Source organism: Pseudomonas sp. GW822-FHT06D10 (assembly GCF_058799535.1).
On sequence record NZ_JBXALN010000007.1, the window covers coordinates 33035 to 58655 of the forward strand.

The following is a 25621-nucleotide window of genomic DNA, read 5'->3' on the forward strand; positions in this document are numbered from 1 at the left end:
ACCCCAGGAGCCGGCCACACCGGCTCCTGTCCGGGCCCCGGCCCTTCCCCACTTGAACCTTCCCGGCACTTGTGCGCACCCTTATGACTTGTCGCAAAACAAGAATAAGGAACCGTCATGTTCGATATCAGCACTTTTCCGAAAGCCGATGCCGTCCGCCGGGCGGCACAAATGAGCCAGGACGACTACCACCACCTCTACCGCCAGTCCATTGAGCAGCCGGACCAGTTCTGGGCCGAGCAGGCCAGGCGCTTCCTGCACTGGAGCAGCCCCTGGGACAGCGTCCACAGCCACGACATGCGCACCGGCGAGGCCAACTGGTTTCGCGGTGGCCAACTCAACGTCAGCTACAACTGCATCGACCGTCATCTGGAAAAACGCGGCAATCAGGCGGCGATCATCTGGGAAGGTGACAACCCGGCAGACTCCCAGCGCATCACCTACCAAGAACTCCACGACCGGGTCTGCCGCCTGGCCAACGTGCTGAAAAGCCGTGGCGTGAAGAAGGGCGACCGGGTGTGCATCTACATGCCGATGATTCCCGAAGTGGCCTACGCCATGCTCGCCTGCACCCGGATCGGCGCGGTGCATTCGGTGGTGTTCGGCGGTTTTTCGCCGGAGGCCCTGCGCGACCGCATTCTCAACGCCGACTGCCGCACCGTGATCACCGCCGATGAAGGCGTGCGCGGCGGCAAACTGATTCCGCTGAAGAGCAACGTCGACAAGGCCCTGCTCAGTTGCCCGGATGTCAGCAGCGTGCTGGTGGTCGAACGCACCCGCAACCCGGTGAACTGGCTGCCAGATCGCGACATTTCCTATGAACAGGCCGTGGCTGGCGCCAGCAACCAATGCGCCCCCGAGCCGATGGACGCCGAAGACCCGCTGTTCATCCTCTATACCTCCGGCAGCACCGGCAAACCCAAGGGCGTGCTGCACACCACCGGCGGCTACCTGCTACAGGCCGCCATGACCTTCAAGTACGTGCTGGACTACCGCGACGGCGAAGTCTTCTGGTGCACCGCCGACGTCGGCTGGGTCACCGGCCACAGCTACATCCTCTACGGCCCCCTGGCCAACGGCGCGACCACGCTGATCTTCGAAGGCGTGCCCAACTACCCCAGCACCTCGCGTTTCTGGGAGGTGGTGGACAAGCATCAGGTGAACATCTTCTACACCGCGCCCACCGCTCTGCGTGCCCTGATGCGCGAAGGCAGCGCCCCGCTACAGAACACCTCCCGCGCCAGCCTGCGCTTGCTCGGCAGCGTCGGCGAGCCGATCAACCCGGAAGCCTGGGAGTGGTATTTCAACGTGGTCGGCGAACAACGCTGCCCGATTGTCGATACCTGGTGGCAGACCGAAACCGGCGGCATCATGCTCAGCCCCCTGGTCAGCGCCCGGCAGATCAAGCCCGGATGCGCCTCGACCCCGATGTTCGGCGTACAACCGGTGCTGCTGGACGACCAGGGCAAGGAAATCCATGGGGCAGGCAGCGGCATCCTGGCAATCAAGGCCAGTTGGCCGGCGCAGATCCGTAGCGTCTATGGCGATCCCAAGCGCATGGTCGAAACCTATTTCGCTCCCTACCCCGGCTATTACTTCACCGGTGATGGTGCCCGGCGCGACGAGGATGGCAGCTACTGGATCACCGGGCGCATCGACGACGTGATCAACGTTTCCGGGCACCGCATCGGCACCGCCGAAGTGGAAAGCGCCCTGGTGCTGCACGACAGCATCGCCGAAGCGGCGGTGGTCGGTTACCCCCATGATCTCAAGGGCCAGGGAATCTATGCCTTCGTCACACCGATGCAGGGCGTCGAGCCCGACGAGGCACTGAAGAAGGAACTGCTGGCCCTGGTCAGCCGCGAGATCGGCAGTTTCGCCAAGCCGGAGCTGATCCAGTGGGCTCCGGCCCTGCCGAAAACTCGCTCGGGCAAGATCATGCGGCGTATCCTGCGCAAGATCGCCTGCAACGAACTGGATACCCTGGGTGACACTTCGACCCTGGCGGACCCCAGCGTGGTGGACGGCCTGATCGACAAACGCCTGAACGTTTGAAACCGGCGCGGCATCCGCCGCGCTTCTTTTTTAAATAGCCACACCGAGCTGTCATGGAATTCATTCGCAGCCGCATCGAAAGCCAGGTCATGAGCCTGTCCGGCCTGTCTCTGGGCCAACTCGACCTGGAACATCCCAAAGGTGACCCCGGCCTGTTCGGGCCGGGGTCCGTCAGTTGGCAGGTGCACGCCGACTTCAGCAGCATGCTGATCGGCGGCATCAGCGCCCTGTTGATGCAGGCCCTGCATCCTCTGGCCTTGGCCGGCGTCTGGGATCACTCGAACTTTCGCCAGGACATGATCGGCCGCCTGCGCCGCACCGGGCAGTTCATCTCCGGCACCACCTTCGGCTCCCGCCAGGACGCCGAATGGCTGATCGACAAGGTACGCAGCATTCACTTGCACATAGTCGGCACCGCCCCCGATGGCCGCCCCTATGCCGCCAGCGACCCCGATCTGCTGACCTGGGTTCACGTGGCTGAGGTCAGCAGTTTTCTTGCCGCGCACTTGCGTTACCTCAACCCTCATCTTTCCGGGGCTGACCAGGATCGCTACTACGACGAGATCGCCCTGATCGCCGAACGCCTGGGAGCCCGGGACGTGCCGCGCTCGCGGCGCGCCGTGGCCGACTACCTGCAGGCCATGCGCCCCCAACTGCTCTGCGACCAGCGCAGCCGGGAAGTCCTGCGCCTGCTGCTGGCTGCCCCAGCCCCCAGCCGCCTGGCCAAACCCTTCGGTTCGTTGATGATGCAGGCCGGCATCGACCTGCTGCCGGACTGGGCCAGCGCCATGCTCGAGGTCAATCAGAACCCGCTGCAACGCCAACTGATTCGTGCCAGCGTCAAGCGCAGCACGCCGATGCTGCGCTGGGCGGTACGGGACAGTTCCGTGCACCGGGCGAAACGACGCATGGGCCTGTAAAAACCGACCGTTCAAGCACAACCCGACCGGCCGGTTCGCGATTGGCCGGCTCCCGGGGTTGTGTGCAACCATGATTTCGCCAATTTCCAGTGCCTGTGCCGCCCGGCCAACACCCGCACCACGCCACAGGTCCCTGCCACCGAACACAAGGACCCGATCATGCAAGACGTCGTAATCGTTGCCGCCACCCGCACCGCCGTGGGCAGTTTCCAGGGCTCCCTGGCGAACATTCCCGCCGTTGACCTGGGCGCCGCGGTCATCCGCCAATTGCTGGCCCAGACCGGCATCGACCCGGCCCAGGTCGACGAAGTGCTCATGGGCCAGGTGCTCACCGCCGGCGCCGGGCAGAACCCCGCCCGCCAGGCCGCGATCAAGGCCGGCCTGCCCCACGCCGTGCCCGCCATGACCCTGAACAAGGTCTGCGGCTCCGGCCTCAAGGCCCTGCACCTGGGCGCCCAGGCCATCCGCTGCGGCGATGCCGAGGTGATCATCGCCGGCGGCCAGGAAAACATGAGCCTGTCCAACTACGTGCTGCCCGGCGCCCGCACCGGCCTGCGCATGGGCCACAGCCAGATGATCGACTCCATGATCAGCGACGGCCTGTGGGATGCCTTCAACGACTACCACATGGGCATCACCGCCGAGAACCTGGTGGAGAAATACGGCATCAGCCGTGAAGCCCAGGACGCCTTCGCCGCCGCTTCCCAACACAAAGCCGCAGCAGCCATCGAGGCCGGGCGCTTTGTCGACGAGATCACCCCGATCCAGATTCCCCAGCGCAAGGGCGAGCCGCTGACCTTCGCCACCGACGAGCAGCCACGCCCCGGCACCACCGCCGAAGCCCTGGCCAAGCTCAAGCCGGCGTTCAAGAAAGACGGCAGCGTCACCGCCGGCAACGCCTCGGCGCTGAACGACGGCGCCGCCGCGGTGATGCTGATGAGCGCCAGCAAGGCCCGGGCCCTGGGCCTGCCGGTGCTGGCAAAAATTGCCGCCTACGCCAACGCCGGCGTCGACCCGGCGATCATGGGCATCGGCCCGGTCTCGGCCACTCGCCGCTGCCTGGACAAGGCCGGCTGGACCCTGGACCAGCTGGACCTGATCGAAGCCAACGAAGCCTTCGCCGCGCAGTCGCTGTCGGTGGCCAAGGAGCTGGAATGGGACGCCAGCAAGGTCAACGTCAACGGCGGTGCGATCGCCATCGGCCACCCGATTGGTGCATCGGGCTGCCGGGTGCTGGTGACCCTGCTGCATGAAATGATCAAGCGTGATGCCAAAAAGGGCCTGGCGACCCTGTGCATCGGCGGCGGCCAGGGCGTGGCCCTGGCGATCGAGCGCTAACCTCCACGCAAAACCGCCCTCCTTGTAGGAGCTGGCTTGCCAGCGAAGGTGCCCGTGAGAGCGCCTTCGCCAGCAAGCTGGCTCCTACAACGGACGGGACGCTGGTAAACTGCCGCGCCTCACTCCTCAGCTCCAAGGCGCTCCGCATGTCCTCCTTGAATCAGGCGCTGCGCGCCGCTCTCGATCACCGCCAGGACCTGCTCGCCGAGCTGCATCAGCAAGGCACCGACTGCTATCGCCTGTTCCACGGCAGCCAGGAAGGTGCCGGCGGCCTGACCATCGACCGCTATGGCCCGCAATTGCTGGTACAGAGCTTTCACCAGACGCTGGAACGCGACGCCCTGCTGCAACTGCACGCCAGCATCAATCAGCATCTGAACCTGTCGACCCTGCTGGTCTACAACGACCGCTCCCGGGGCAACTCGCGGATCGACCGCGAAGACTCGGTGTACCGCGCCGAAGAGGCCGCCCTGGAGGACCTGGTTGGCCACGAATGGGGCCTGAATTACCGCGTGCGTGGACGCCACGCCGGGCAGGACCCGCTATTGTTTCTCGACCTGCGCAACGCCCGTGGCTGGGTCAAGCAGCACAGCGCGGGTAAAAGCGTGCTCAACCTCTTCGCCTACACCTGTGGCGTAGGCCTCAGCGCCGCAGCTGGCGGCGCGCGCGAGGTATGCAACCTGGACTTCGCCGAGGGCAACCTCGCCGTCGGACGGGAGAACGGCCAGCTCAACCCGCAATTGCCACAGATGCAGTTCGTGCAGTCGGACTATTTCCCGGCCATCCGCCAACTGGCGGGCCTGCCCATCAGCCAGCGCCGCGGGCAGAAACTGCCCAGCTATCCGCGCCTTGAACAGCGCCAGTACGACCTGGTACTGCTGGATCCGCCAGCCTGGGCCAAAAGCGCCTTCGGCACGGTCGACCTGCTGCGTGACTACCAGAGCCTGCTCAAGCCGGCACTGCTGGCCACCGCCGAAGACGGCGTGCTGATCTGCTGCAACAACCTGGCCAAGGTCTCAATGCCGGACTGGCGTGAACAAGTACTGCGCTGCGCCGAGAAGGCCGGGCGTCCGGTTCGCGACTGCCAGGTCCTGGCGCCCGCCGCGGACTTCCCCTCCCAAGACGGGCAACCCCCACTGAAAACCTTGATCCTGCAACTTTGACCAAGAGCAGGAAATCTGAACAATCCTGAAGACTGGAGTGGTTTCGGAACCGTAAACGCGTGCCATACTCCAAGGCACTTCCGATTCAGATAGATGAAGCCTCGCATGACCAAAGGATTGATTCGCGCTCTTTGCGCCTTGTTGACCGCTCTCGCCCTTTACAGTCTGCTGGGCTTTCTGATTCTGCCGGGCATTGCCTTGCGGGTGGCCAACCAGCAATTGGCCAACTACGCCACCACCCCAGCCCATATCCAGCGCATCGAGCTCAATCCCTTCAGCCTGGAGCTGACCCTCTGGGGCCTGAGCATCGGTGAACCGGGCAAGGAGCAGATCGCCTTCGATCGCCTCTACGCCAATCTGCAATTGGACAGCCTGTGGAAACGTGCGCTGCACCTGGCGGATGTCGAGCTGGACCAGCCCAAGACCGAAATCCTCTTCGACAAGGAAGGCAAGCTCAACCTCCTGGCCCTGTTCAAGCTGCCGGCCAGCGAACCGACCCCAAGCGACCCCAACGCAAAACCCTTCCCGGTACGCATCGAACGCATCAAGCTGGCCGGCGGCTACCTGCATTTCCAGGACCTGCGCCCCAGCGAACCCATCGAATTCCTCTACAACAAGCTCGATTTTGAGTTGAAGAACCTCAGTACCCTGCCGGACGACAGCGCCGACATGACGCTGGTCGCCAGCGGCCCCGAGGGCGGGCAGATCGACTGGAGCGGCAACTTCAGCGTGACGCCGCTGACCTCCGAAGGCACCTTGAAAGTCACCGACGGCAAGATGAAAGCCTGGTGGCCCTATGTGCGCGATGCGGTGCCGCTGGTGCTGGAAGACGGCGTGGTCAACCTCAGTACCCACTACAAATTCAGCCTGGCCAAGGAAACCGAGCTGCTGCTGGACAACACCTCCATCAGCGTCGCGCCCTTTGCCATCAAGGCCCCGGACGGTCGCCCACTGGCGCGTCTGGAGCGCCTGGACGTCAGCGAAACCACAGTCGACCTGGCCAAGCAGCACGTGATTGTCGGCAAGGTCCGCAGCCAAAAGCTCGAAACCTGGGCCGCCCTTGAAGCCGATGGCCAGTTGGACTGGCAAAAGCTCTTCGCCAGTCAGCCGGCCAAACCGGCGCCAAAACCCGAGCCGGCCGCTGCCGACGCGCCCAAGGAACCAGCAGTACCAGGTAAACCCTGGCAGGTGCTGCTCAAGGACGTACAACTGCGCAACTACCAGGTGCACCTGGCCGATCGCAAGGCCAAGCCCGCCGTAGCCCTGGAGCTGGGGCCGCTGAACCTGGACCTGCAGAACTTCGACAGCCTCAACCAGTCGCCCTTCACCCTCAAGCTCGATACCGGCCTGGGCAAACAAGGCAAGGTCAACGCCACCGGCGAGGTCAACCTCAACCCCGTCAGCGCCAAACTCAAGGTGCAGACCCGGGACATCGACCTGCGCGTCGCCCAGTCCTATATCAGCCCGTTCATCCGCCTGGAACTGCGCAGCGGCATGCTCGGCAGTGATCTGGCAGTGGACCTGAAGAAAGTCGAACCCCTGACTTTCAGCGTCACCGGCCGGGCCAATGTGGACCAGCTGCACACCCTGGACACCCTCAAGACCCGCGACTTCGTGAAATGGAAACAAGTGGTGGTAGAAGGCCTGAACTATCAGCACGGTGACAGCCTGACCATCAGCCGGGTCAACCTGATGCAGCCCTATGCACGCTTCATCATCAACGATGACCGCACCACCAACATCGACGACCTGCTGATTCCACAACCACCCAGTAGTGGTGGCAAATCCTCGACGAAGGCCGAGCCAAGCTCAAGCAAGCCCCTGGGCATCCACATCGGTGAAATCGCCATCAACGACGGTTCGGCGAACTTCGCCGACCTGAGCCTGACGCCTAACTTCGCTACCGCCATCCAGCAGCTCAACGGCCATGTCGGCACCATCGACAGCCGCCAGGCCAAGCCGGCAGACGTGGACGTCAAGGGCAAGGTCGACCGCTATGCGCCGGTGACCATCAAGGGCAGCGTCAACCCGTTCGATCCGATGGCCGCCCTGGATATCGCCACCAGCTTCAAACGAGTGGAACTGACCACCCTGACCCCCTACTCCGGGAAATTCGCCGGTTTCCGCATCCGCAAGGGCCGGCTCAACCTCGACCTGCACTACATGATCACCAAGGGCCAGCTCAAGGCCGAGAACAAACTGGTGGTCGAGCAGCTGCAACTGGGGGAAAAGGTCGACAGCCCGGACGCCGTGGATCTGCCGATCCGCCTGGCAGTGGCCTTGCTGAAAGATACGGACGGCAAGATCTCCATCGAGCTGCCTATCTCCGGTGATTTGAACAACCCGCAGTTCAGCGTGATGCCGATTGTCTGGCAGACCCTGCGCAATCTGGTGCTGCGCGCCGCCCAGGCACCCTTCAAGTTCATTGGCGGGCTGGTCAGCGGTGGTGGCTCGGAAGACCTGAGCAACGTGTCCTTCGCTCCAGGCTCCAGCGACCTGAGCAAGGAATCCGAGTCGGCCCTGACCACCCTGGCCAAGGCGCTCAAGGAGCGTCCGACCCTGCGCCTGGAAATCGAAGGTACCAGCGCCCAGAGCAGTGACGGCCCGCTGATCGCCGAACAGCGGCTGGAGCGCGAATACCAGTACAACTACTACAAGATCCTCCAGCGCCGCGGTGACAAGGTCCCCGCCCAGGCGTCCCTGCTGCAGGTTCCCGAGGGCGAAAAGGCCCCTCTGCTGGAAGGCATCTACCGCACCCGCCTGAAACAGCAGCCGCCGGCGGAATGGACCCAGCTCAGCCGCGACGAACGCAGCGCCAAGCTGCGTGAAGGTTTGATCAAGTTCTGGAGCAGCAGCGACGTGCTGTTGCGACAACTGGGTCAGGAGCGCGCCAGCAGCATCAAGGACTTCCTGGTGGACAAGGGCCAACTGGCCGACGACCGGGTCTACTTCATCGATGCCAACCTGGGCCAGGCCGAAAGCGATGGCCGGGTCGTCACCCCGCTGCACCTGGACAGCGAATAAACCTCTCGCGCCGGGCTCCACCCAGCCCGGCCGGTCTCTCCTGCAGCGCCTGCCTGGCGCCCACAATAGAACAGGCCCCGACACTCAGTGCCGGGGCCTGTAATGATCACGTCCTTGTGATCTTCCGCATGAACCCTTTTGAGAAGCGGCAGACGTATCACTGGGCTCGTCTACCGCACCCTCTCCCTGTCCAGGCGAGAAGCGTGAGTGTTACTCGGCTTTCAGGCCGTCAGCGGAAACTGCCTTGACGCCTTTGATTTTCTTGGTGATGGCCACGGCGGTAGCTTTCTGAGCCTCGGTTACCGCAACAGTGGACGACAGCGAAACAACGCCCTTGTTGGTTTCAACCTTGATGTCGGTGCCAGGAATGCCTTTCTCGGTTACCAGATCGCTTTTCACTTTGGTGGTGATCCAGGTATCGGAGGTGGCCTCTTTGGCCTTGGTCACTTCACCGGCAGCCACCACCATGGGCGACTGGGTGTTTTGAGTGGTCTGCGCAAATGCTGCGTTAGCCATGGTCAGGGTCAGAGCGGTAGCAGTTGCGGCAGCGATAGCGAACTTCTTCATACGAGTAACTCCTGTTCTTTAAGAAAGCCTGCGCCGTGTCCTGGCAACAGGGTTATGAGGGATATTGCAGGTGCTGTGCCAAGTCTAGGAGCCTATAAATATTCTTAAAAATCAATAAGTTATAAAATCATTAATAATTCGGCATCATGCAAAATGCATGACTGCCCGCCAATCTGCATGCAAGTTGCGGCTTTTTCAGCGCGGCCTGGCCAATCGTTAAAAGCCTCCTCAAGCCCCCTCCGTACCACAGCCTTTGGGCGCATAGTCGGCCTCCACAGTGGTGGTGCATGTCCATCCTGAAGTCGCCGAACGGGTCAGGGTCAGGGTCTTGTTCAGCACCGGCCCCGGCGCATTGAGCAGGGTGCAGCCAATGCTGCCTTCACCGGTGGCCGCCGTCCCGCCGGCACTCATCCGGCAGTTGGCGGTCTGGGCCGTGCCCCCGGCCAGGGCCAGGGTCGGATCAGTCCCCTGGTTCAGCAGATCCTCGACGTTGACCTTCAGGGCCGACGCCTCGGACAGGGCGGCAATCACCTTGGCCCGCGCCTGGTACTTGGCATACATCGGCATCGCCACGGTGGCGAGGATGCCGATGATGGCTACCACCACCAGCAATTCGATCAGAGTAAAACCGGATTGATGTTTCATGGGTTGCCTCCTGGCATGGACGAATGTTGCATGAGCACAAAGGCGTGAAGCACAGCCTGTGCCAGGGGATAACCCACGGATTACGTGGCCTGCAGCCGCGATAGCCCATGGCCTTGAGCGCAAGGAGTCGCACAAACTGACAAATTTCGTCAGCCCCTGCCCCTCTCGGGCAGCGCCTCGCCAGCTAGGCTTGGACAGGTGCCTGGCGACCCGACGGTCGGCTCGCGCCCCCACCAAGGAACGTCCGGGGGTCAGGGTGATCTATCACCCGTTCGAACACAGCAGGGCGCTTGCGCCTCCCTATCCACCCTTGCACCAAGGATCGAACCATGGCGGTAAAAGCACCCGCGACCAGTGTCTATCTCTGGCACGGCACCGACAGCCAGGGCCGCCCCCTCACCGGAGAACTCAGCGCCGCGACCCCGGCCCTGATCAGGGCGCAATTGCGCAGACAGGGCATCACCCCAACCCGAGTCCGACGCAAACCCAAGGGCTGGCTGCGCCTGCATCAGCGAGTCGGGGCACGGGACATTGCCCTGCTCACCCGGCAGTTGGCCACGCTGATGCAGGCCGGGGTGCCGCTGCTGCAATCCTTCGACATCATTGCCGAAAGTTTCGAGCATCCGCAGATGCGCCAACTGCTGGCCAGCCTCAAGCGCGACATCGAGGCCGGCTCCAGCCTGGCCACGGCATTGCGCAGACAGCCGCGCCACTTCGACCCGCTGTACTGCAACCTGGTGGACGCCGGCGAGCAGGCCGGCGCCCTGGATACCCTGCTGGAGAGAGTCGCCACCTATAAGGAAAAGAGCGAGAAGCTGAAGGCGCGGCTGAAGAAAGCCATGGTCTATCCCTTGGCGGTGATCGGCGTGGCGGTCGTGGTCAGCAGCATCCTGCTGCTCAAGGTGGTCCCCCAATTCCAGAGTTTGTTCGCCGGTTTCAATGCCGAGCTGCCACTGCTCACCCAGTGGGTCATCGCTCTGTCACATTTCATCCAGCAGCAGGGGACGCTGCTGCTGGCTGCCGGTGTGCTGGGCGGGCTTGCGGCGCGCCTGGCCTATCAGCGCTCCCCGAGCTTGCGTGACCGCCTGGATGTCGGCCTTTTGCACATGCCCCTGGCCGGGCCACTGCTGCACAAATCCGCGGTGGCCCGCTACGCACGGACCCTGGCCACCACCTTCGCCGCCGGCGTTCCCCTGGTGCAGGCCCTGGATTCAGTGGCCGGAGCCAGCGGCAACCCGGTCTTCAGGCAAGCGGTGCAACGGATCCGCCAGCAGGTCGCCGCCGGCATGCAATTGAACTTTGCCATGCGCGCCAGCGGCATCTTCCCGACCATGGCGATCCAGATGACCGCCATCGGCGAAGAGTCCGGAACCCTGGATCATCTGCTGGAAAAAGTCGCGATCCATTACGAGGTCGAGGTGGACAACCTGGTGGACAGCCTGACCAGCCTCATGGAGCCGTTGATCATGGTGGTCCTGGGGGGTATCGTCGGCGCCCTGGTGGTTGCCATGTACCTGCCTATCTTCCAACTCGGTACAGCGATCTGAACATGCCCCTGACTGACGCCCTCACTCTCTACCCCATGGCCTTCGTGGCTGCGGCCCTGGTATTGGGCCTGATCGTCGGCAGCTTTCTCAACGTGCTGGTGTGGCGCCTGCCGAAAATGCTCGAACGCGACTGGCGAGCCCAGGCCCGCGACGTGCTGGGGCTGGAGCCGGAATCTGTGGCTGCGCCCTATAACCTGATGCTGCCGCACTCCCAGTGCCCGCACTGTGCGCAGCCGATCCGCCCCTGGGAAAACATTCCGCTGCTCAGTTACCTGTGGCTGCGTGGCCGCTGCGCCCACTGCAATAGCTCCATCAGCCCGCGCTACCCGTTGACCGAACTGGCCTGCGGGCTGATCTCGGGTTTTATCGCCTGGCACTTCGGCTTCGGCTGGGCGGCCGGGCTGATGCTGATCCTCAGTTGGGGGCTGCTGGCAATGAGCCTGATCGACGCCGATCACCAGCTGCTGCCGGATGTGCTGGTGCTGCCACTGTTGTGGCTGGGGCTGATCGCCAACAGCTTCGGCCTGCTGATCAGCCTGGAGGATGCACTATGGGGGACGGTGATCGGCTACCTGTTCCTGTGGTCGGTGTTCTGGCTGTTCAAGCTGCTGACCGGCAAGGAGGGCATGGGCCACGGTGATTTCAAGCTGCTGGCCCTGTTCGGGGCCTGGGGCGGCTGGCAGATCCTGCCGCTGACCCTGCTGCTGTCATCCCTGTTGGGGGCGATTCTCGGCACGATCCTGCTGCGCCTGCGCCGGGAAAAGACTTCGACGCCAATCCCCTTTGGACCCTTTCTGGCCATTGCCGGCTGGATTGCCTTGCTCTGGGGTGGTCAAATAACCGACTTCTATCTGCAGTTTGTCGGTTTCCAATGACTCGCTCCGTTAACACACCCTGGACCCTCGGCCTGACCGGCGGCATCGGCAGCGGCAAAAGTGCCGCCGCCCAGCACTTCATCGACCTGGGGGTACATGTGATCGATGCCGATCATGCCGCCCGCTGGGTAGTGGAGCCCGGCCGCCCGGCCCTGGAACAGATTGCCCGGCACTTTGGCCAAGGCGTGCTGCAGGCCGACGGCCAACTGGATCGCGCGGCTCTGCGCAAGCTGATCTTCGAGGTGCCCGAACAGCGTCGCTGGCTGGAAGCCCTGCTGCACCCGCTGATCGCCGAGGAAATTGTCAGCCACCTGGCCCGCGCCGAATCGCCCTACGCAATCCTGGTGTCGCCGCTGCTGATCGAATCCGGCCAGTCGCGGATGACCCAGCGGATTCTGGTGATCGACGTGCCCCAGCAACTGCAGATCGAGCGTACCCTGCAGCGCGACCAGATCAGCGAACAGCAGGTCCAGGCGATTCTCCAGGCCCAGGCCAGCCGTGAGGAACGCCTGCGCCATGCCGATGACGTGCTGGTCAACGACCGCGACCACGCCTGGTTGCGCAGCGAGGTCGAGCGCCTGCATCACTTTTACCTAACTTTGCGTGGAGGCCAGTCATGAGCCAACCCCTGACCGTCGAATGCCCAACCTGTGGCGCCCCCGTGGAATGGACCGCGGCCAACATCAATCGGCCCTTCTGTTCCGATCGCTGCAAGCTGATCGACCTGGGCGCCTGGGCTGCCGAGGAGCACAAGATTCCGGTGAGCCCGGATGCCGAGGACGACCTGTTCTCCGAAGAGCTGCCCCCTCGCGCTCACTGAGTGCTGACCCCGGCGCCGGTCAGGGCCGCATGAAGCTGTAGTCCTGATCGTCGTCGAGGTTCTCCGCAAGAAACTGCAGCTCGTCTGCCAGGTCCTCGATGCTGCGCACACTCTTGCTTTGCTGCACCACCGCACTGAGCAGGGCGCGCAGGCTCAACCCCGGTTCAAAACCTTCCTGCTGAGCATTGTGCAGACTGTCGCGCACTTCCTGCCGGGCCCACTGGTAGACACTCATGACCGCACTCCTGAGATTTTTGCCGAGCATGCAGCCCGGCAAAACACCGTGGATTGATATGGATCAAGGGCGCGGATCCTCGTCTTTCCAGGGAGCCGACAGGTAGCGGGTGCGGTTGAAGGTTTCCAGCCATTCCGGGCAGAACACCACCAGGGCGCTGATCACCATGCCGTTGATAAAGGCTTCCGGGAAGATGATCAGCCACAGGTAGCCGACAAAATCTTCCAGCCATTCGGGCATGGCAAAGCGTTCATCGAACCACAGCAGGCCCAGGCCGCAGAGCAGGCATAACAATGCCGAGAGTGCCGCGGCAAAGAACCCCGAGCAGAAGATATAGACGAAGGGATTGCGCGGCTGGGCCCGTTCCACCAGCCAGGCGCAGGCCTCGGTGACCGCCACCGGCAGCAGGATCAGCAAGGCTCCATTGACCCCCAGCGCCGCCAGGTCCTGCCGGCCCAGGGCCAGCAGGCCCAACTGTGCGATCAAGCCGCCAACTATCGCCAGCGGCCAGTCCAGCAGCAGGGTTACTGCGGTCATGCCGATGAAGTGGTAGGAGACCCCGGTGTCGAAATCCCGGCGCACCAGCCACAGCAGAAACAAGGCGAACACCGTGCCAAACAGCAAGTGCTGGCGCCGGCTGTCGGTAAACAGCTCGACCCAGGGCGCCCGCAGTACCGCCCAGATCAGTACTGGCACATACAGCAGCCAGCCGCCAATCAGGCTTTGCGGCGACAGCAGCGCCGCGCTGATCATGGCTGGGCCCGCTCCAGCGCCGCAGCCAATTGCGCGGCCGTGGCGAACGCCTGCCGGGCGACCAGTTGCCCATCCTGCAGTTGCAGCCACAGCACCTGATCCTCGGCGGCGGGATAGCGTGGTGCCACGCGCCCATCGCGATCGAGCATCACTCGGTAGGGGTAATCCTTCATGGCCGGCACCGCAAACAGTTTGGCGATCACTGTCGGCATGCGCTGGATATCGGCGACAAACACCCCGTGGCGCTCCTGCAGGTAGCCCTTGGGTTTGTCCTTGAGCGCCGCGTTCACCACTTTGGCGGCGTCCATGCTACGTGCCACCAACAGGATCCGCGCCTGGGAATCGAGGCTGTAGGGCTGGTCGAATTGATCCAGCAGGGTCCAGGGCGCCAGGCGCTCTCCTATTTCTAGGGCCTGGGCCCACAACGGCAACAGGGCCAGCAAGAGCATTGACCAGCGCTTCACTGCGCACTCCTTATCGAATGGTTGGACGGCAGACAGTCTACACCGCCCCTGGACAGGCTCCAGCGAGGTTGCCGGCAACACCTGCGGAGGTTTTTGCACGGCCGTGGTTTTTAAGGTCATATTTGAGCGCTAAGCTTGGGGGTATGGATGACTCAGATTTTTTGCGCCTGCTTACCATCCAGGCCGAACAAGCCAACGCGTTCCTGTCCAATGCCCGCAAATGGGAGCGTGAGCGTTGGGTCTGCCAGCGCCTGCTGCAAGGCCTGAACATTCCCTACCGCAACGACGAGTTCACCGCCGCCGGGCAAGAGCCCCCCGATGTGCTGTTTCGCGAGGCCAGCTTCGAAGTGTTCTTCGTCCTCGACGAAGGCCGCAGGCTCAACGATGAATGGCGTGACGAACTGCAGCGCCGGCGCAGCGCGTTCTCCCTGAGCCAGCTGGTGCGCCGCGAAGCCAAGCCCAAGCGCATCCCGGCCAGCGAACTGTTGCTGCGCCTGGCACCGACCTTGCGCAAGAAGGCCCACAACTATCAGGAACGCGGAATGAACCTCGGCGAGCTGGACATCATTGCCTTCGCCGCCCTGAAACGCGAAGTCCTGGATCTCAACAGCCACTTCCCGCCCCCCACCGAATACCTGCGCCAGGGCTGGCGCTCGCTGTCCCTGGTGGGGCCGACGTTCGCCCGCGTGCTGTTCGCCCACCCGGATGCACCGGAGTTCCTGCGCAGCAACCTGGGCCGCAGCATCCTCTTCGACGTCGGCATCAGTTTGTAACGCCGGTCAATGCGGCCTGTGTAGCCATGGCGCAATCCGCCCGGCAATGGTAAAAAAGCACACTTGCCTGCCAACGCCGGGCCCGTGCCAGCGAGCCCTCACGCGGCAGCGGCTATGCTCCGTTCATGCCGGATAACACCGCGCTGTAACATTCCTCAACGTTGCGACGTCTATCTGACGAGGTCTTTTATGAGCAGCCGCCTGAACCCCGACGACCAACGCCATGTCGAAGAATACCTGCAACTGCCCCAGCATCGAGTCGAGCGCCGGCCCTTCCGGCCGTGGATGCTCCTCGTGGTGGTGATTGCGGTGACCGTCGCCCTGGGCCTGTTGAGCCGTTTCATCAGTTACCTGACGCTATGAGCTGCTTCGCGCTCGCTCGGTTGACTGCACCGATTTCTTTTAGCCTTGCGAGATATCCCTATGACTCATCGTATTGTCATCGTTGGCGGCGGCGCCGGCGGCCTGGAGTTGGCGACCCGCCTGGGTAAGACTCTGGGTAAGCGCGGCACCGCCAGTGTGATGCTGGTGGACGCCAACCTGACCCACATCTGGAAACCGCTGCTCCACGAAGTGGCTGCCGGTTCGCTGAACTCCTCCGAAGACGAACTCAACTACGTCGCCCAAGCAAAATGGAACCACTTCGAGTTCCAGCTGGGCCGCATGAGCGGGCTCGATCGGCAGCGCAAGAAGATCCAACTGGCCGCCACCTACGACGAAGAAGGCGTGGAGCTATTGCCGGCCCGGGAGCTGGGCTACGACACCCTGGTGATCGCCGTGGGCAGCACCACCAACGACTTTGGCACCCAGGGCGCGGCCCAGCATTGTCTGTTCCTCGACACCCGCAAGCAGGCCGAGCGTTTCCACCAGCAACTGCTCAACCACTACTTGCGAGCCCATGCCGGGCAGACCGATACCGTGGAGCAGATCAGCGTGGCCATCGTCGGCGCCGGCGCCACTGGCGTGGAACTGGCGGCAGAACTGCACAACGCGGCCCATGAACTGGCGGCCTACGGGCTGGACCGGATTCTCCCGGAAAACATGCACATCACCCTGATCGAGGCCGGGCCACGGGTGCTGCCTGCCCTGCCCGAACGCATCAGCGGCCCGGTGCACAAGACCCTGGAGAAACTCGGGGTCAAGGTGCTGACCAACGCCTCGGTCAGCGAAGTGACCGCCGACAGCCTGATCACCGCCGACGGCCAGACCATTCCCGCCAGCCTCAAGGTCTGGGCCGCGGGCATTCGCGCGCCAGGCTTCCTCAAGGACATCGACGGCCTGGAGACCAACCGCATCAACCAACTGCAGGTACTACCGACCCTGCAGACCACTCGCGACGAGAACATCTTTGCCTTCGGCGACTGCGCCGCCTGCCCGCAACCAGGCAGCGACCGCAATGTGCCGCCACGGGCCCAGGCCGCGCACCAGCAAGCCTCGTTGCTGGCCAAGTCGCTGAAGCTGCGCATCGAAGGCAAGGACCTGCCGACCTACAAGTACACCGACTACGGCTCACTGATCTCGCTGTCGCGCTTCTCGGCGGTGGGCAACTTGATGGGCAACCTCACTGGCAGCGTGATGCTCGAAGGCTGGCTGGCGCGGATGTTCTACATCTCGCTGTATCGCATGCACCAGATGGCGCTGTACGGAGTCTTCCGCACCGCGATGCTGATGCTTGGCAGCCGAATCGGCCGCGGTACCGATCCACGCCTGAAGCTGCACTAGGCCCCTGAAAAACCACGCCCCCGCTACGCAACGTAGCGTGGGGTGCTGGCGTGCGGTTACAGGCATTCATCGAGAAAATTCACGACGGTGCCCATGCAGGCGACCCGCTCCTCGACGTGGGGCATGTGGCTGGAGTGTTCGAACAACGCCAGGCGAATGCCGGGAATCTTCTCCAGGTAGGGTCTGACCACAACTGGCGTGGCTTCATCGTAGCGGCCACAGATCAAAAGCGTCGGCACCTCGATGCGTTCCAGGCGCTCGACGATGCTCCAGTCCCGCAGGTTGTCCATCAGCGGAAAACCTCCCCTCCGCTCCGCGCCATCGGCACCACGGCCCTGGGCAAACATCCGCGCCACCTCTTCAGGCCACGGGCGCAGCCGACATACATGCCGTTCAAAGTACAACTGCCAGGCCTGCACATATTCGGCGCCACGAGGGGAGCCCGGCTGCTCATGCCAGGCCAGCACCTGCAACGCTTCCTCAGGCAGGGCTGTGCGCAGTTTCAGGGTCTCGGCTTCCCAGGTGCGCATGTCGGCTGGCGCATTGGCCAGGATCAGCGCACGCAAGCCGGCCGGCGCGCGCACCCCGTGCTCGCTGGCCAGCGCAGCTCCCCAGGAGTGACCCAGCAGGGCGTAGTCCTGGCTGATGCGCAGGTGGTCCAGGAGGTTGTCCAACTGCTCCAGGTAGAGTTCAAGGCTCCAGAACGACGGCGGCTTGCCATCCAGACGAGTGGAGAGGCCACTTCCCAGGTGATCGAATTGAACGATCGCCCGACCACTGGCGGCCACATCCCTGAAGGCGTCCAGGGTGTCATGGGTGCAGCCCGGACCGCCGTGCAGAATCACCAGGGGCGTAAGTCCGCTGTGCAGATCCCCGGTGACCCGATACCACGTCTGATGGACGCCAAAGGAGGCATAGCCTTCCAGTGGTGGTTTGCTTGCATTCATTGCGCATCGCTCCCTGATGACAATCAGCCTGTGTCGTTCAATCTTCCGTTCCGCGCTCCAACGCCTCCAGTGCGGCAGAGCCTGCGCTACTCGCCTCAGTTCCCCAGCAGGCGATAGTGAACCGCGCGAACCACCGCCTGAACCCGATTCCTGGCGCCCAGCTTGTGCATCGCCGAGGTCAGGTGCAGGTTGATCGTGGCCTGCGAACGCTGCAGGCGCTCGGCAATCTCGCCGGAAGTCATGCCCTCTGCAGCCCATTTCAGGCACTCGCGTTCACGCCGGGTCAGATCAACCGGATAACTGCGAACGCATTTGCTGAGCTGTGGATAGAGATGCTCCTGCAACGCATGAGCAAGCAGGGTGAAGTGGCCCTGAACCTGTTGCAAGTCCTGTAATGCCACCGTGGCATTGCCGGAGCGCAAACCGGTGAGGCTGGCGAAACCGCCCCTGGGTAAATGGATGGGCACAGTCATGCCATGGGCCATTTGATGATGGTGCAGGTAACTGGATACCGGAGCGTGCTGCTGCCCGAGGGCCTGGCGCAGGACGGTTTCCGCCTCGGGCTTGTAGGACCAGATAAAGGGCGAGGAGCTGTCCAGAGCAACCTGCTGGACCGGGTCGATATGGTAGTAACCCTGATCGCACCAGAGCTCCAGCCAGTCCCTGGGGGTATTGCAGACCATGGCACTGGGGATGATCAGCTCGCCTGCCTGATCGAAAGGCACCGGGCTGTAGTCATAAACCAGGGCATCGAAACCCAGTTCCGAGGCCAGTGTCATGGTTCCCGTCATTCGCTCATGCAGCGAGTTTCCGGACAAAAGATGGGTATCAAATTCCGCGAGCCTGCTCTGCATCCTTGCCGCTTCCTTACTGTTGATCCTTAACAGCGAAGGGCCAGAATGCCACGCCCGGCAGCAACGGGCCAGGCAAAACCTATAAGAAATACTAGGTTTGCGGTGCAACCAACGCTTGCCCCAGCGTCATCGGCGCCCATGGCCATGACCCGCAAAACAGCGCTGACAACCAGCTCAAGGTCGGTACCGCACATGCCTGCCCCCGCCCTATCTGCTGCAATGCTGTGTCACGGCCCACCCCGTGTGGCGCCATGCATCGCTCATAGCAGACAAGGACCCAGGCCATGCAGATGCCCCAGACGCTTGAGTTGCACAACGGCGACAAAGCCCCTGCCACCTTCTCCCCCAAAGAATACGCTCGACGCCTGGGCGCCCTGCGGGCCTACATGGCGCAACAGGACATTGACGCCGCGCTGTTCACCTCGTACCACAACATCAACTACTACGCCGGCTTCCTGTATTGCTCCTTCGGCCGCCAGTACGCCCTCGTGGTGACCCAGGACCACAGCGTGCTGATCAGCGCCAATATCGACGGCGGCCAACCGGGGCGACGGGCGACCTGCGATGCCCAGGTGATCTACACCGACTGGCAGCGGGGCAATTTCTTCGTCGCGGTCAAGCAGGCCCTGCCCCGCGCTTCGCGCCTGGGGCTGGAGTTCGATCATCTGACCCTGCCCAATCACCGGGCCTTTGCCGAGCTCTATCCCCAGGCACAGTTACTGGACATCGCCGCGCCCTGCATGAACCTGCGCATGCTCAAGTCCGCCGAAGAGCAAGCGCTGATCCGCCAGGGTGCGCGGATTGCAGACATCGGCGGGGCCGCCGCCATCGAAGCCCTGCACGACCAGGTACCGGAATACGAGGTGGCCGGACACGCCACCCAGGCCATGGTGCGGGCGATTGCCGAGGCGTTTCCGGGGGCCGAACTGATGGATACCTGGACCTGGTTTCAGTCCGGGCTCAATACCGATGGTGCCCACAATCCACTGACCTCGAGACGGGTCAGCCCAGGAGAAGTGCTGAGCCTCAACTGCTTCCCGATGATCGCCGGCTACTACACCGCCCTGGAGCGCACGCTGTTCCTCGGCCATTGCCCCGACGCCTGCCTGCGATTGTGGGAGATCAACGTCCAGGTGCATGAAGCCGGGCTGCAACTGGTCAAGCCCGGCGCACGCTGCAGCGATATCGCTCGACAACTGAACGCCCTCTACCTGGAGCACGACCTGCTGCAATACCGTACCTTCGGCTATGGCCATTCGTTCGGCATCCTCAACCACTACTATGGGCGCGAGACCGGGCTGGAGTTTCGTGAGGATGTGGAGACCATTCTTGAGCCCGGCATGGTGGTGTCCATCGAACCGATGATCAGGCTGCCCGAAGGCCTGCCCGGTGCCGGCGGTTATCGGGAACACGACATCCTGATCGTCGACGAGCACGGCGCGTGCAATATCACCGGGCTGCCGTACGGGCCGCGGCACAACATCATTGGCAGTTGACTCAACTGCCTGGAAAACGCCCTCCCCCACAGAAAAGGCTCGCCGCTTCAGCCATGACTCGAGTCATCAGCCAAATACTGTGACGGAGAACATTCAGCACAAGCACAATCGAGGCATCAAGGGCTGTAGGTAACCTACCCTAGGCTCGACGCCAGCGGGGCTGCGAACTTTTCCACAGGCATACGAAAAAGGGCACCTCAATGAGGTGCCCTTTTTCGTGAATATGGTCGGGGTAAGGGGATTCGAACTCCTGACATCCTGCTCCCAAAGCAGGCGCGCTACCGGACTGCGCTATACCCCGGTAAAAAAAAGGCACCTTCTAGAGGCGCCTTCTTCGAACAGCGCTTTTGGCCTCTGTTCTTAAGATTCGATTCCAGCGCTAACTGGTTTCAAAAATGGTGGGTCGTGTGGGATTCGAACCTACGACCAATTGGTTAAAAGCCAACTGCTCTACCAACTGAGCTAACGACCCAAAAATGGTCGGGGTAAGGGGATTCGAACTCCTGACATCCTGCTCCCAAAGCAGGCGCGCTACCGGACTGCGCTATACCCCGGTTTGAAATTGGCTCCGTGACCAGGACTCGAACCTGGGACCCAATGATTAACAGTCATTTGCTCTACCGACTGAGCTATCACGGAACTACATATTTCAAGTTACAACTTTTTACTTCATCCTCTTCGACTTGTTCGCATCGCTACGTTCATGTCTCTGAGGCGCGCTATTTTACAATCTTAAAAACCCCTGTCAACCCCTTAAATTGCTTTTAAGACAATGATTTGCGACTTCATTGCCGGTTTCTTCTTGATCAGAAAAAACCTCGGGGGTGACTGACTGCGGGGCGCACTTTACAAGCCTTTTCCTTACAGTTCAACGCCCTAGTGAAAAAAAAGGCCTCGCAATGCGAGGCCTCCTCTATAAACCCACCGATCAGTGATCAGGCGAAGACGATTTCGTCGTCCTGCACCGAGGCGGTAACCGTGGCTCCCGGCAGGAAACCGCCGGAGAGGATCAACTGCGCCAACGGGTTCTCGATCCAGCGCTGGATGGCCCGTTTCAGCGGCCGTGCGCCATACACCGGGTCGTAACCCACAGCGATCAGCTTGTCCAAGGCCTCGTCGCTCAGTTCCAGGCTCAGCTCGCGCTCCGCCAGGCGACTGCGCAGGCGACCCAACTGGATCTGCGTGATGCCGGCGATCTGATCCCGTGCCAGAGGCTCGAAGATCACCACTTCGTCGACCCGGTTGATGAACTCCGGCCGGAAGTGGGTGGACACCGCGTCCATCACCGCCGCACGTTGTGCCTCGCGATCCCCTACCAGCTCCTGGATCTGCGCCGACCCCAGGTTGGAGGTCATGACGATCACCGTATTGCGGAAATCCACGGTACGCCCGTGGCTGTCCGTCAGACGGCCATCTTCCAGGACCTGCAGCAGGATGTTGAACACATCCGGGTGCGCCTTCTCGACCTCGTCCAGCAGAATCACCGAGTACGGCTTGCGACGCACGGCTTCGGTCAGGTAACCGCCCTCTTCATAACCGACATAGCCTGGTGGCGCACCGATCAGGCGAGCCACGGAATGTTTCTCCATGAACTCGGACATGTCGATCCGCACCATGGCCTCTTCGGTATCGAAGAGGAATTCCGCCAGGGCCTTGCACAGTTCGGTCTTACCCACGCCGGTCGGGCCGAGGAACATGAACGAACCGCTGGGCCGGTTCGGGTCGGACAACCCGGCTCGGGAACGGCGCACAGCGTTGGCCACCGCCACCACGGCTTCGTTCTGGCCAATCACCCGCTCGTGCAGCAGGCTTTCCATCTTCAGCAGCTTGTCGCGCTCGCCTTCAAGCATTTTCGACACTGGAATGCCGGTCCACTTGGACACCACTTCGGCAATCTCTTCCTCGGTAACCTTGCTGCGCAGCAACTGGTTCTCGCTGTGGCCGTGCTGGTCGACCATCTGCAGGCTGCGCTCCAGGTCCGGGATCACCCCGTACTGCAACTCGGCCATGCGATTGAGATCGCCTTTACGACGCGCCGCTTCCAGTTCCTGGCGCGACTGCTCGATCTTCTGCTGGATCTGCGCAGAACCCTGCACTTCGGCTTTCTCCGAAGTCCAGACTTCTTCCAGGTCAGCGTATTCACGCTCCAGGCGGACAATCTCTTCCTGGAGTTTCTCCAGGCGCTTGATCGCGGCCTCGTCGTCTTCTTTCTTCAGGGCCTGGGATTCAACCTTGAGCTGAATCAGGCGCCGCTCCAGACGGTCCAGCACTTCCGGCTTGGAGTCGATCTCCATGCGGATGCGGCTGGCGGCCTCGTCGATCAGGTCGATGGCCTTGTCCGGCAACTGCCGATCGGTGATGTAACGATGGCTGAGCTTGGCCGCGGCAATGATCGCGCCGTCGGTGATCGCCACCTTGTGGTGCACCTCATAGCGCTCTTTCAGCCCACGCAGGATAGCAATGGTGTCTTCCTCGCTCGGCTCATCCACCAACACTTTCTGGAAGCGCCGCTCGAGGGCTGCGTCCTTCTCTATATATTGGCGGTATTCGTTGAGCGTGGTGGCGCCCACGCAGTGCAGCTCGCCACGGGCCAGGGCCGGCTTGAGCATATTGCCCGCATCCATCGAGCCTTCGCCTTTACCAGCGCCGACCATGGTGTGCAGCTCATCGATGAACAGGATGATCTGCCCTTCCTGCTTCGACAGTTCATTAAGCAGGGATTTGAGGCGCTCTTCGAACTCGCCACGATATTTGGCGCCGGCGATCAAGGCGCCCATGTCCAGGGACAGCAAGCGCTTGCCTTTGAGGCCATCGGGCACTTCGCCGTTGATGATCCGCTGGGCCAGGCCTTCGGCGATGGCGGTCTTACCCACGCCTGGTTCACCAATCAGCACCGGGTTGTTCTTGGTCCGGCGTTGCAGCACCTGGATGGTCCGGCGAATTTCGTCGTCACGGCCGATTACCGGATCAAGCTTGCCGTCTTCGGCGCGCTTGGTCAGGTCGACGGTGTACTTGTCCAGGGCCTGGCGCGACTCTTCGACGTTGGCGTCATTCACCGCTTCACCGCCACGCAGGTTGTTGATGGCGTTCTCCAGGGCTTTCTTGCTCACGCCCTGGCCCAACAACAATTTGCCGAGTTTGCTGTTCTCATCCATGGCGGCCAGCAGCACCAGCTCGCTGGAGATGAACTGGTCGCCTTTCTGCTGCGCCAGGCGGTCGGCCTGGTTGAGCAGGCGCGCCAGATCCTGGGACATGTTGACGTCGCCAGTGGGGTTCTGGATTTTCGGCAGCTGGTCGAGCTCTTTGCTCAGTTCCTTGCGCAGGCTGTTGACGTCGAAGCCCACCTGCATCAGCAGAGGCTTGATCGAGCCGCCCTGCTGTTCCAGCAGCGCCTGCATCAGGTGCGCCGGTTCAATGGCCGGATGATCGAGGCCAACCGCCAGAGATTGAGAATCGGATAAGGCCAGCTGCAATTTGCTGGTTAATCGGTCTATACGCATTAGTCACCTTCCTTTTGAGCAGGCCGGAGCGATGGACACACCTAAATAGAGAAACCTGCCAGATGTTTCACTAGATGCGGTCGATTCTGGGAGATTCAAGCGTCAGCAGCTTGACACAAGTCAGATTAGTCTAGCGCTCAAGCCAGATAAGGGAGGCAAAACGCCCGGTACGCGGGCTGCGCCGGTAGGAAAAGAAGCGGGGATCGCTGACGGTGCAGTAGCCGCCACCGTACACGGCAGTCACACCACAGGCAGCCAGGCGCAGGCGCGCCAGCTGATAGATATCGGCCATGAAGCGCCCGGCATTGGCGCTCGGCACAAAGGCCTGCTCGGCTGCCGGCAATTGGGCGAAGAAGGCTTCACGCACCTCGGGCCCCACTTCAAAGCGCTGCGGGCCAATGGCCGGCCCCAACCACACCAGCACCTCGGCGCAGGGCGTATCCAGGCTGTCGAGGGTGGCTTCCAGCACGCCCGCCGCCAACCCGCGCCAGCCGGCATGGGCCGCGGCGACTCGGGTTCCGGCACGGTTGCAGAACAGTGCCGGCAGGCAGTCGGCCGTCATCACCGCACAGGCAACGCCCGGGGTGGCGGACCAACTGGCGTCCGCGGTCGCGGCCATGGAAGGATCGGCGTGGGCCACGGCCACCCCGTGCACCTGTTGCAGCCAGGCCGGGGCGATGCCGAAGTGTTCGCTCAGGCGACGGCGATTCTCGGCCACTGCTTGCGGCTGATCGTCGACATGGTCGCCCAGGTTGAGGCTGTCGAACGGCGTCAGGCTGACGCCGCCAGCGCGGGTGGTAGTACAGGCTTTGACTCCGGCCGGCGCGGGCCAGTCGGGAATCAGCCAGTCATTCATCCGATGAACGCCTCACGGTCCTGCTTGAGCAGCGACAGCAGCCAGACGAAATCGTCCGGCAGCGGCGATTCCCAGCTCATGCGCATACCGGTGGTCGGATGATCCAGCTCCAGGAAGCGTGCATGCAGGGCCTGACGCGGGAAGTTCTTCAGCGAGTCGACCATGGTCTGGCTCGCCGCCGGCGGAATGCGGAAGCGGCCGCCGTAGGCTGGATCCCCCACCAGCGGGAAGTTGATGTGGGCCATGTGCACCCGGATCTGGTGGGTACGACCGGTTTCCAGCTTGACCCGCACATGGGTGTGGGAACGGAAACGTTCCAGGACCCGGTAGTGGCTGACGGCCTGCTTGCCGCCTTCCATCACCGCCATGCGCTGGCGCTGCTGGCCATGACGGCCGATCGGAGCGTTGATCTTGCCCCCGGCGGTTACCACGCCGATCACGATGCATTCATAGATGCGGCTGACACTGCGGCTTTGCAGCTGGGCCACCAGTTGGGTCTGCGCCTGGATGGTCTTGGCCACCACCATCAGTCCTGTGGTGTCCTTGTCCAGGCGGTGGACGATACCGGCCCGCGGCACATTGATAATGTCCGGGATGTGATGCAGCAGGGCATTGAGCAGGGTGCCGTCGGCATGGCCGGCAGCCGGGTGCACCACCAGGCCCGCAGGCTTGTTGATCACCAGGATATCGTCATCTTCATAGACGATATCCAGCTCGATATCCTGGGCGATCCACTCGCCCTGGGCCTCCTGCTCGGCAGTCAGCTCAAGAATGGAGCCGCCGTGCACGATGTCCCGCGGGCGGATGACCGCTCCGTCCACAGTCAGGCGGCCGTCCTTGATCCAGGCGGAAAGGCGCGAGCGCGAATGCTCAGCGAATAGTTGGGCGGCGACTTGATCGAGGCGTTGACCGCCCAGTTCGGACGGCACCTCTGCGCGAAGTTCAATTTTATCGGACATGCTCGGACTGGGCGTCGGCACAGCCTTTGGTTTCGGCTGCGCGCTTGTGGTTAAATACGGCGTCTTTTGCCCCGAGGCTTTCAACGGGGCGCTCATCATAACAGGACG

The 25621-nt window shown here is 62.6% G+C and carries 23 protein-coding genes and 4 tRNA genes; 13 read left to right on the forward strand and 14 right to left on the reverse strand.

Annotated features, from left to right (window positions below):
- Positions 1-117 precede the first annotated feature (117 nt).
- From acs to AC1RL5_RS22905, 5 genes are all read left to right on the forward strand, one after another.
- Positions 118-2055, forward strand: coding sequence for an acetate--CoA ligase (gene acs, locus AC1RL5_RS22885; protein ID WP_072453143.1), 1938 nt, complete (start codon positions 118-120; stop codon positions 2053-2055).
- Between the two features lie 53 nt (positions 2056-2108).
- Positions 2109-2975, forward strand: coding sequence for an oxygenase MpaB family protein (locus tag AC1RL5_RS22890; RefSeq protein ID WP_011063515.1), 867 nt, complete (start codon positions 2109-2111; stop codon positions 2973-2975).
- Between the two features lie 159 nt (positions 2976-3134).
- On the forward strand, positions 3135-4313 hold the full coding sequence (locus AC1RL5_RS22895; RefSeq protein ID WP_053150637.1) for an acetyl-CoA C-acetyltransferase: 1179 nt from the start codon (positions 3135-3137) through the stop codon (positions 4311-4313).
- A 146-nt stretch (positions 4314-4459) separates the two neighbouring features.
- Complete coding sequence (locus tag AC1RL5_RS22900) at positions 4460-5476, forward strand: class I SAM-dependent rRNA methyltransferase (RefSeq protein WP_072453037.1); 1017 nt, start codon at positions 4460-4462, stop codon at positions 5474-5476.
- A 105-nt stretch (positions 5477-5581) separates the two neighbouring features.
- Positions 5582-8500, forward strand: a complete 2919-nt coding sequence (locus AC1RL5_RS22905; RefSeq protein WP_072453034.1) for a DUF748 domain-containing protein — start codon at positions 5582-5584, stop codon at positions 8498-8500.
- Between the two features lie 210 nt (positions 8501-8710).
- On the opposite strand, the gene AC1RL5_RS22910 is transcribed toward AC1RL5_RS22905, so the two are convergent.
- Together AC1RL5_RS22910 and AC1RL5_RS22915 are read right to left on the reverse strand one after the other, a co-directional pair.
- Positions 8711-9067 carry a BON domain-containing protein gene (locus AC1RL5_RS22910; RefSeq protein ID WP_011063519.1) on the reverse strand — a complete coding sequence of 119 codons (357 nt, stop codon included), beginning with the start codon at positions 9065-9067 and terminating at the stop codon, positions 8711-8713.
- Positions 9068-9295: 228 nt separating this feature from the next.
- Positions 9296-9712, reverse strand: coding sequence for a pilin (locus AC1RL5_RS22915; RefSeq protein WP_072453032.1), 417 nt, complete (start codon positions 9710-9712; stop codon positions 9296-9298).
- A gap of 329 nt (positions 9713-10041) precedes the next feature.
- Between AC1RL5_RS22915 and AC1RL5_RS22920 the strand changes: the two genes are divergently transcribed.
- Genes AC1RL5_RS22920 through yacG form a run of 4 tightly spaced genes read left to right on the forward strand, consistent with a single transcriptional unit; the run spans position 10042 to position 12954 of the window.
- Positions 10042-11259: a type II secretion system F family protein gene (locus AC1RL5_RS22920; RefSeq protein ID WP_072453029.1), complete on the forward strand. Its 1218-nt coding sequence runs from the start codon at positions 10042-10044 to the stop codon at positions 11257-11259.
- Positions 11260-11261: 2 nt separating this feature from the next.
- Complete coding sequence (locus AC1RL5_RS22925) at positions 11262-12134, forward strand: prepilin peptidase (protein WP_492590076.1); 873 nt, start codon at positions 11262-11264, stop codon at positions 12132-12134.
- The gene (gene coaE / locus AC1RL5_RS22930) at positions 12131-12754 is read left to right on the forward strand and encodes a dephospho-CoA kinase (protein WP_011063523.1); all 624 of its coding nucleotides are present in this window, start codon (positions 12131-12133) and stop codon (positions 12752-12754) included. Before AC1RL5_RS22925 ends, coaE begins: the two co-directional genes overlap by 4 nt.
- The gene (yacG, locus tag AC1RL5_RS22935; protein WP_047289273.1) at positions 12751-12954 is read left to right on the forward strand and encodes a DNA gyrase inhibitor YacG; all 204 of its coding nucleotides are present in this window, start codon (positions 12751-12753) and stop codon (positions 12952-12954) included. Before coaE ends, yacG begins: the two co-directional genes overlap by 4 nt.
- 19 nt (positions 12955-12973) lie before the next feature.
- On the opposite strand, the gene AC1RL5_RS22940 is transcribed toward yacG, so the two are convergent.
- The 3 genes from AC1RL5_RS22940 to AC1RL5_RS22950 all read right to left on the reverse strand — a co-directional run bounded on the left by AC1RL5_RS22940 (position 12974) and on the right by AC1RL5_RS22950 (position 14406).
- Positions 12974-13189, reverse strand: coding sequence for a hypothetical protein (locus tag AC1RL5_RS22940; protein ID WP_011063525.1), 216 nt, complete (start codon positions 13187-13189; stop codon positions 12974-12976).
- A 63-nt stretch (positions 13190-13252) separates the two neighbouring features.
- On the reverse strand, positions 13253-13942 hold the full coding sequence (locus tag AC1RL5_RS22945; protein ID WP_047289276.1) for an energy-coupling factor ABC transporter permease: 690 nt from the start codon (positions 13940-13942) through the stop codon (positions 13253-13255).
- On the reverse strand, positions 13939-14406 hold the full coding sequence (locus AC1RL5_RS22950; protein ID WP_026019989.1) for a hypothetical protein: 468 nt from the start codon (positions 14404-14406) through the stop codon (positions 13939-13941). The genes AC1RL5_RS22945 and AC1RL5_RS22950 overlap by 4 nt, the downstream gene beginning before the upstream one ends.
- Positions 14407-14549: 143 nt before the next feature.
- On the opposite strand from AC1RL5_RS22950, the gene AC1RL5_RS22955 reads away from it, so the two are divergent.
- From AC1RL5_RS22955 to AC1RL5_RS22965, 3 genes are all read left to right on the forward strand, one after another.
- Positions 14550-15179, forward strand: a complete 630-nt coding sequence (locus tag AC1RL5_RS22955; RefSeq protein ID WP_011063528.1) for a DUF1780 domain-containing protein — start codon at positions 14550-14552, stop codon at positions 15177-15179.
- A 189-nt stretch (positions 15180-15368) separates the two neighbouring features.
- The gene (locus AC1RL5_RS22960; protein ID WP_015637073.1) at positions 15369-15542 is read left to right on the forward strand and encodes a DUF3094 family protein; all 174 of its coding nucleotides are present in this window, start codon (positions 15369-15371) and stop codon (positions 15540-15542) included.
- 60 nt (positions 15543-15602) lie between these two features.
- A complete protein-coding gene (locus AC1RL5_RS22965) occupies positions 15603-16901 on the forward strand; it encodes an NAD(P)/FAD-dependent oxidoreductase (protein ID WP_015637074.1) in 1299 nt (432 codons plus the stop codon).
- Positions 16902-16957: 56 nt separating this feature from the next.
- Here the strand turns inward: AC1RL5_RS22965 and AC1RL5_RS22970 are convergent, their stop codons facing one another.
- Together AC1RL5_RS22970 and AC1RL5_RS22975 are read right to left on the reverse strand one after the other, a co-directional pair.
- Positions 16958-17848 (reverse strand): proline iminopeptidase-family hydrolase, encoded by an 891-nt coding sequence (locus tag AC1RL5_RS22970; RefSeq protein WP_072453021.1) that lies wholly within the window; start codon positions 17846-17848, stop codon positions 16958-16960.
- 95 nt (positions 17849-17943) lie between these two features.
- The gene (locus tag AC1RL5_RS22975) at positions 17944-18702 is read right to left on the reverse strand and encodes a LuxR family transcriptional regulator (RefSeq protein ID WP_011063531.1); all 759 of its coding nucleotides are present in this window, start codon (positions 18700-18702) and stop codon (positions 17944-17946) included.
- Positions 18703-18986: 284 nt separating this feature from the next.
- Here AC1RL5_RS22975 and AC1RL5_RS22980 point away from each other — a divergent pair, with 284 nt between their 5' ends.
- On the forward strand, positions 18987-20198 hold the full coding sequence (locus AC1RL5_RS22980; RefSeq protein WP_072453018.1) for an aminopeptidase P family protein: 1212 nt from the start codon (positions 18987-18989) through the stop codon (positions 20196-20198).
- Between the two features lie 224 nt (positions 20199-20422).
- Here the strand turns inward: AC1RL5_RS22980 and AC1RL5_RS22985 are convergent.
- The 7 genes from AC1RL5_RS22985 to rluD all read right to left on the reverse strand — a co-directional run bounded on the left by AC1RL5_RS22985 (position 20423) and on the right by rluD (position 25513).
- Positions 20423-20499 (reverse strand) — tRNA-Pro (locus AC1RL5_RS22985).
- 95 nt (positions 20500-20594) lie between these two features.
- Positions 20595-20670: transfer RNA gene (locus tag AC1RL5_RS22990), tRNA-Lys, on the reverse strand.
- A 5-nt stretch (positions 20671-20675) separates the two neighbouring features.
- Positions 20676-20752: transfer RNA gene (locus AC1RL5_RS22995), tRNA-Pro, on the reverse strand.
- Positions 20753-20761: 9 nt separating this feature from the next.
- A tRNA-Asn gene (locus AC1RL5_RS23000) sits at positions 20762-20837 on the reverse strand.
- A gap of 296 nt (positions 20838-21133) precedes the next feature.
- Positions 21134-23698 carry an ATP-dependent chaperone ClpB gene (gene clpB, locus AC1RL5_RS23005; RefSeq protein ID WP_011063533.1) on the reverse strand — a complete coding sequence of 855 codons (2565 nt, stop codon included), beginning with the start codon at positions 23696-23698 and terminating at the stop codon, positions 21134-21136.
- A gap of 130 nt (positions 23699-23828) precedes the next feature.
- Positions 23829-24554, reverse strand: a complete 726-nt coding sequence (gene pgeF / locus AC1RL5_RS23010; RefSeq protein WP_072453009.1) for a peptidoglycan editing factor PgeF — start codon at positions 24552-24554, stop codon at positions 23829-23831.
- Positions 24551-25513, reverse strand: coding sequence for a 23S rRNA pseudouridine(1911/1915/1917) synthase RluD (gene rluD, locus AC1RL5_RS23015; protein ID WP_492590078.1), 963 nt, complete (start codon positions 25511-25513; stop codon positions 24551-24553). The genes pgeF and rluD overlap by 4 nt, the downstream gene beginning before the upstream one ends.
- Positions 25514-25621: the final 108 nt, after the last annotated feature.

Bases quoted from the DNA above. Each gene is read 5' to 3' on its own strand.
- acs (WP_072453143.1), top strand. From the start codon at position 118: ATGTTCGATATCAGCACTTTTCCGAAAGCCGATGCCGTCCGCCGGGCG.
- AC1RL5_RS22890 (WP_011063515.1), top strand. From the start codon at position 2,109: ATGGAATTCATTCGCAGCCGCATCGAAAGCCAGGTCATGAGCCTGTCC.
- AC1RL5_RS22895 (WP_053150637.1), top strand. From the start codon at position 3,135: ATGCAAGACGTCGTAATCGTTGCCGCCACCCGCACCGCCGTGGGCAGT.
- AC1RL5_RS22900 (WP_072453037.1), top strand. From the start codon at position 4,460: ATGTCCTCCTTGAATCAGGCGCTGCGCGCCGCTCTCGATCACCGCCAG.
- AC1RL5_RS22905 (WP_072453034.1), top strand. From the start codon at position 5,582: ATGACCAAAGGATTGATTCGCGCTCTTTGCGCCTTGTTGACCGCTCTC.
- AC1RL5_RS22910 (WP_011063519.1), bottom strand. From the start codon at position 9,067: ATGAAGAAGTTCGCTATCGCTGCCGCAACTGCTACCGCTCTGACCCTG.
- AC1RL5_RS22915 (WP_072453032.1), bottom strand. From the start codon at position 9,712: ATGAAACATCAATCCGGTTTTACTCTGATCGAATTGCTGGTGGTGGTA.
- AC1RL5_RS22920 (WP_072453029.1), top strand. From the start codon at position 10,042: ATGGCGGTAAAAGCACCCGCGACCAGTGTCTATCTCTGGCACGGCACC.
- AC1RL5_RS22925 (WP_492590076.1), top strand. From the start codon at position 11,262: ATGCCCCTGACTGACGCCCTCACTCTCTACCCCATGGCCTTCGTGGCT.
- coaE (WP_011063523.1), top strand. From the start codon at position 12,131: ATGACTCGCTCCGTTAACACACCCTGGACCCTCGGCCTGACCGGCGGC.
- yacG (WP_047289273.1), top strand. From the start codon at position 12,751: ATGAGCCAACCCCTGACCGTCGAATGCCCAACCTGTGGCGCCCCCGTG.
- AC1RL5_RS22940 (WP_011063525.1), bottom strand. From the start codon at position 13,189: ATGAGTGTCTACCAGTGGGCCCGGCAGGAAGTGCGCGACAGTCTGCAC.
- AC1RL5_RS22945 (WP_047289276.1), bottom strand. From the start codon at position 13,942: ATGATCAGCGCGGCGCTGCTGTCGCCGCAAAGCCTGATTGGCGGCTGG.
- AC1RL5_RS22955 (WP_011063528.1), top strand. From the start codon at position 14,550: ATGGATGACTCAGATTTTTTGCGCCTGCTTACCATCCAGGCCGAACAA.
- AC1RL5_RS22960 (WP_015637073.1), top strand. From the start codon at position 15,369: ATGAGCAGCCGCCTGAACCCCGACGACCAACGCCATGTCGAAGAATAC.
- AC1RL5_RS22965 (WP_015637074.1), top strand. From the start codon at position 15,603: ATGACTCATCGTATTGTCATCGTTGGCGGCGGCGCCGGCGGCCTGGAG.
- AC1RL5_RS22970 (WP_072453021.1), bottom strand. From the start codon at position 17,848: ATGAATGCAAGCAAACCACCACTGGAAGGCTATGCCTCCTTTGGCGTC.
- AC1RL5_RS22975 (WP_011063531.1), bottom strand. From the start codon at position 18,702: ATGCAGAGCAGGCTCGCGGAATTTGATACCCATCTTTTGTCCGGAAAC.
- AC1RL5_RS22980 (WP_072453018.1), top strand. From the start codon at position 18,987: ATGCAGATGCCCCAGACGCTTGAGTTGCACAACGGCGACAAAGCCCCT.
- clpB (WP_011063533.1), bottom strand. From the start codon at position 23,698: ATGCGTATAGACCGATTAACCAGCAAATTGCAGCTGGCCTTATCCGAT.
- pgeF (WP_072453009.1), bottom strand. From the start codon at position 24,554: ATGAATGACTGGCTGATTCCCGACTGGCCCGCGCCGGCCGGAGTCAAA.
- rluD (WP_492590078.1), bottom strand. From the start codon at position 25,513: ATGTCCGATAAAATTGAACTTCGCGCAGAGGTGCCGTCCGAACTGGGC.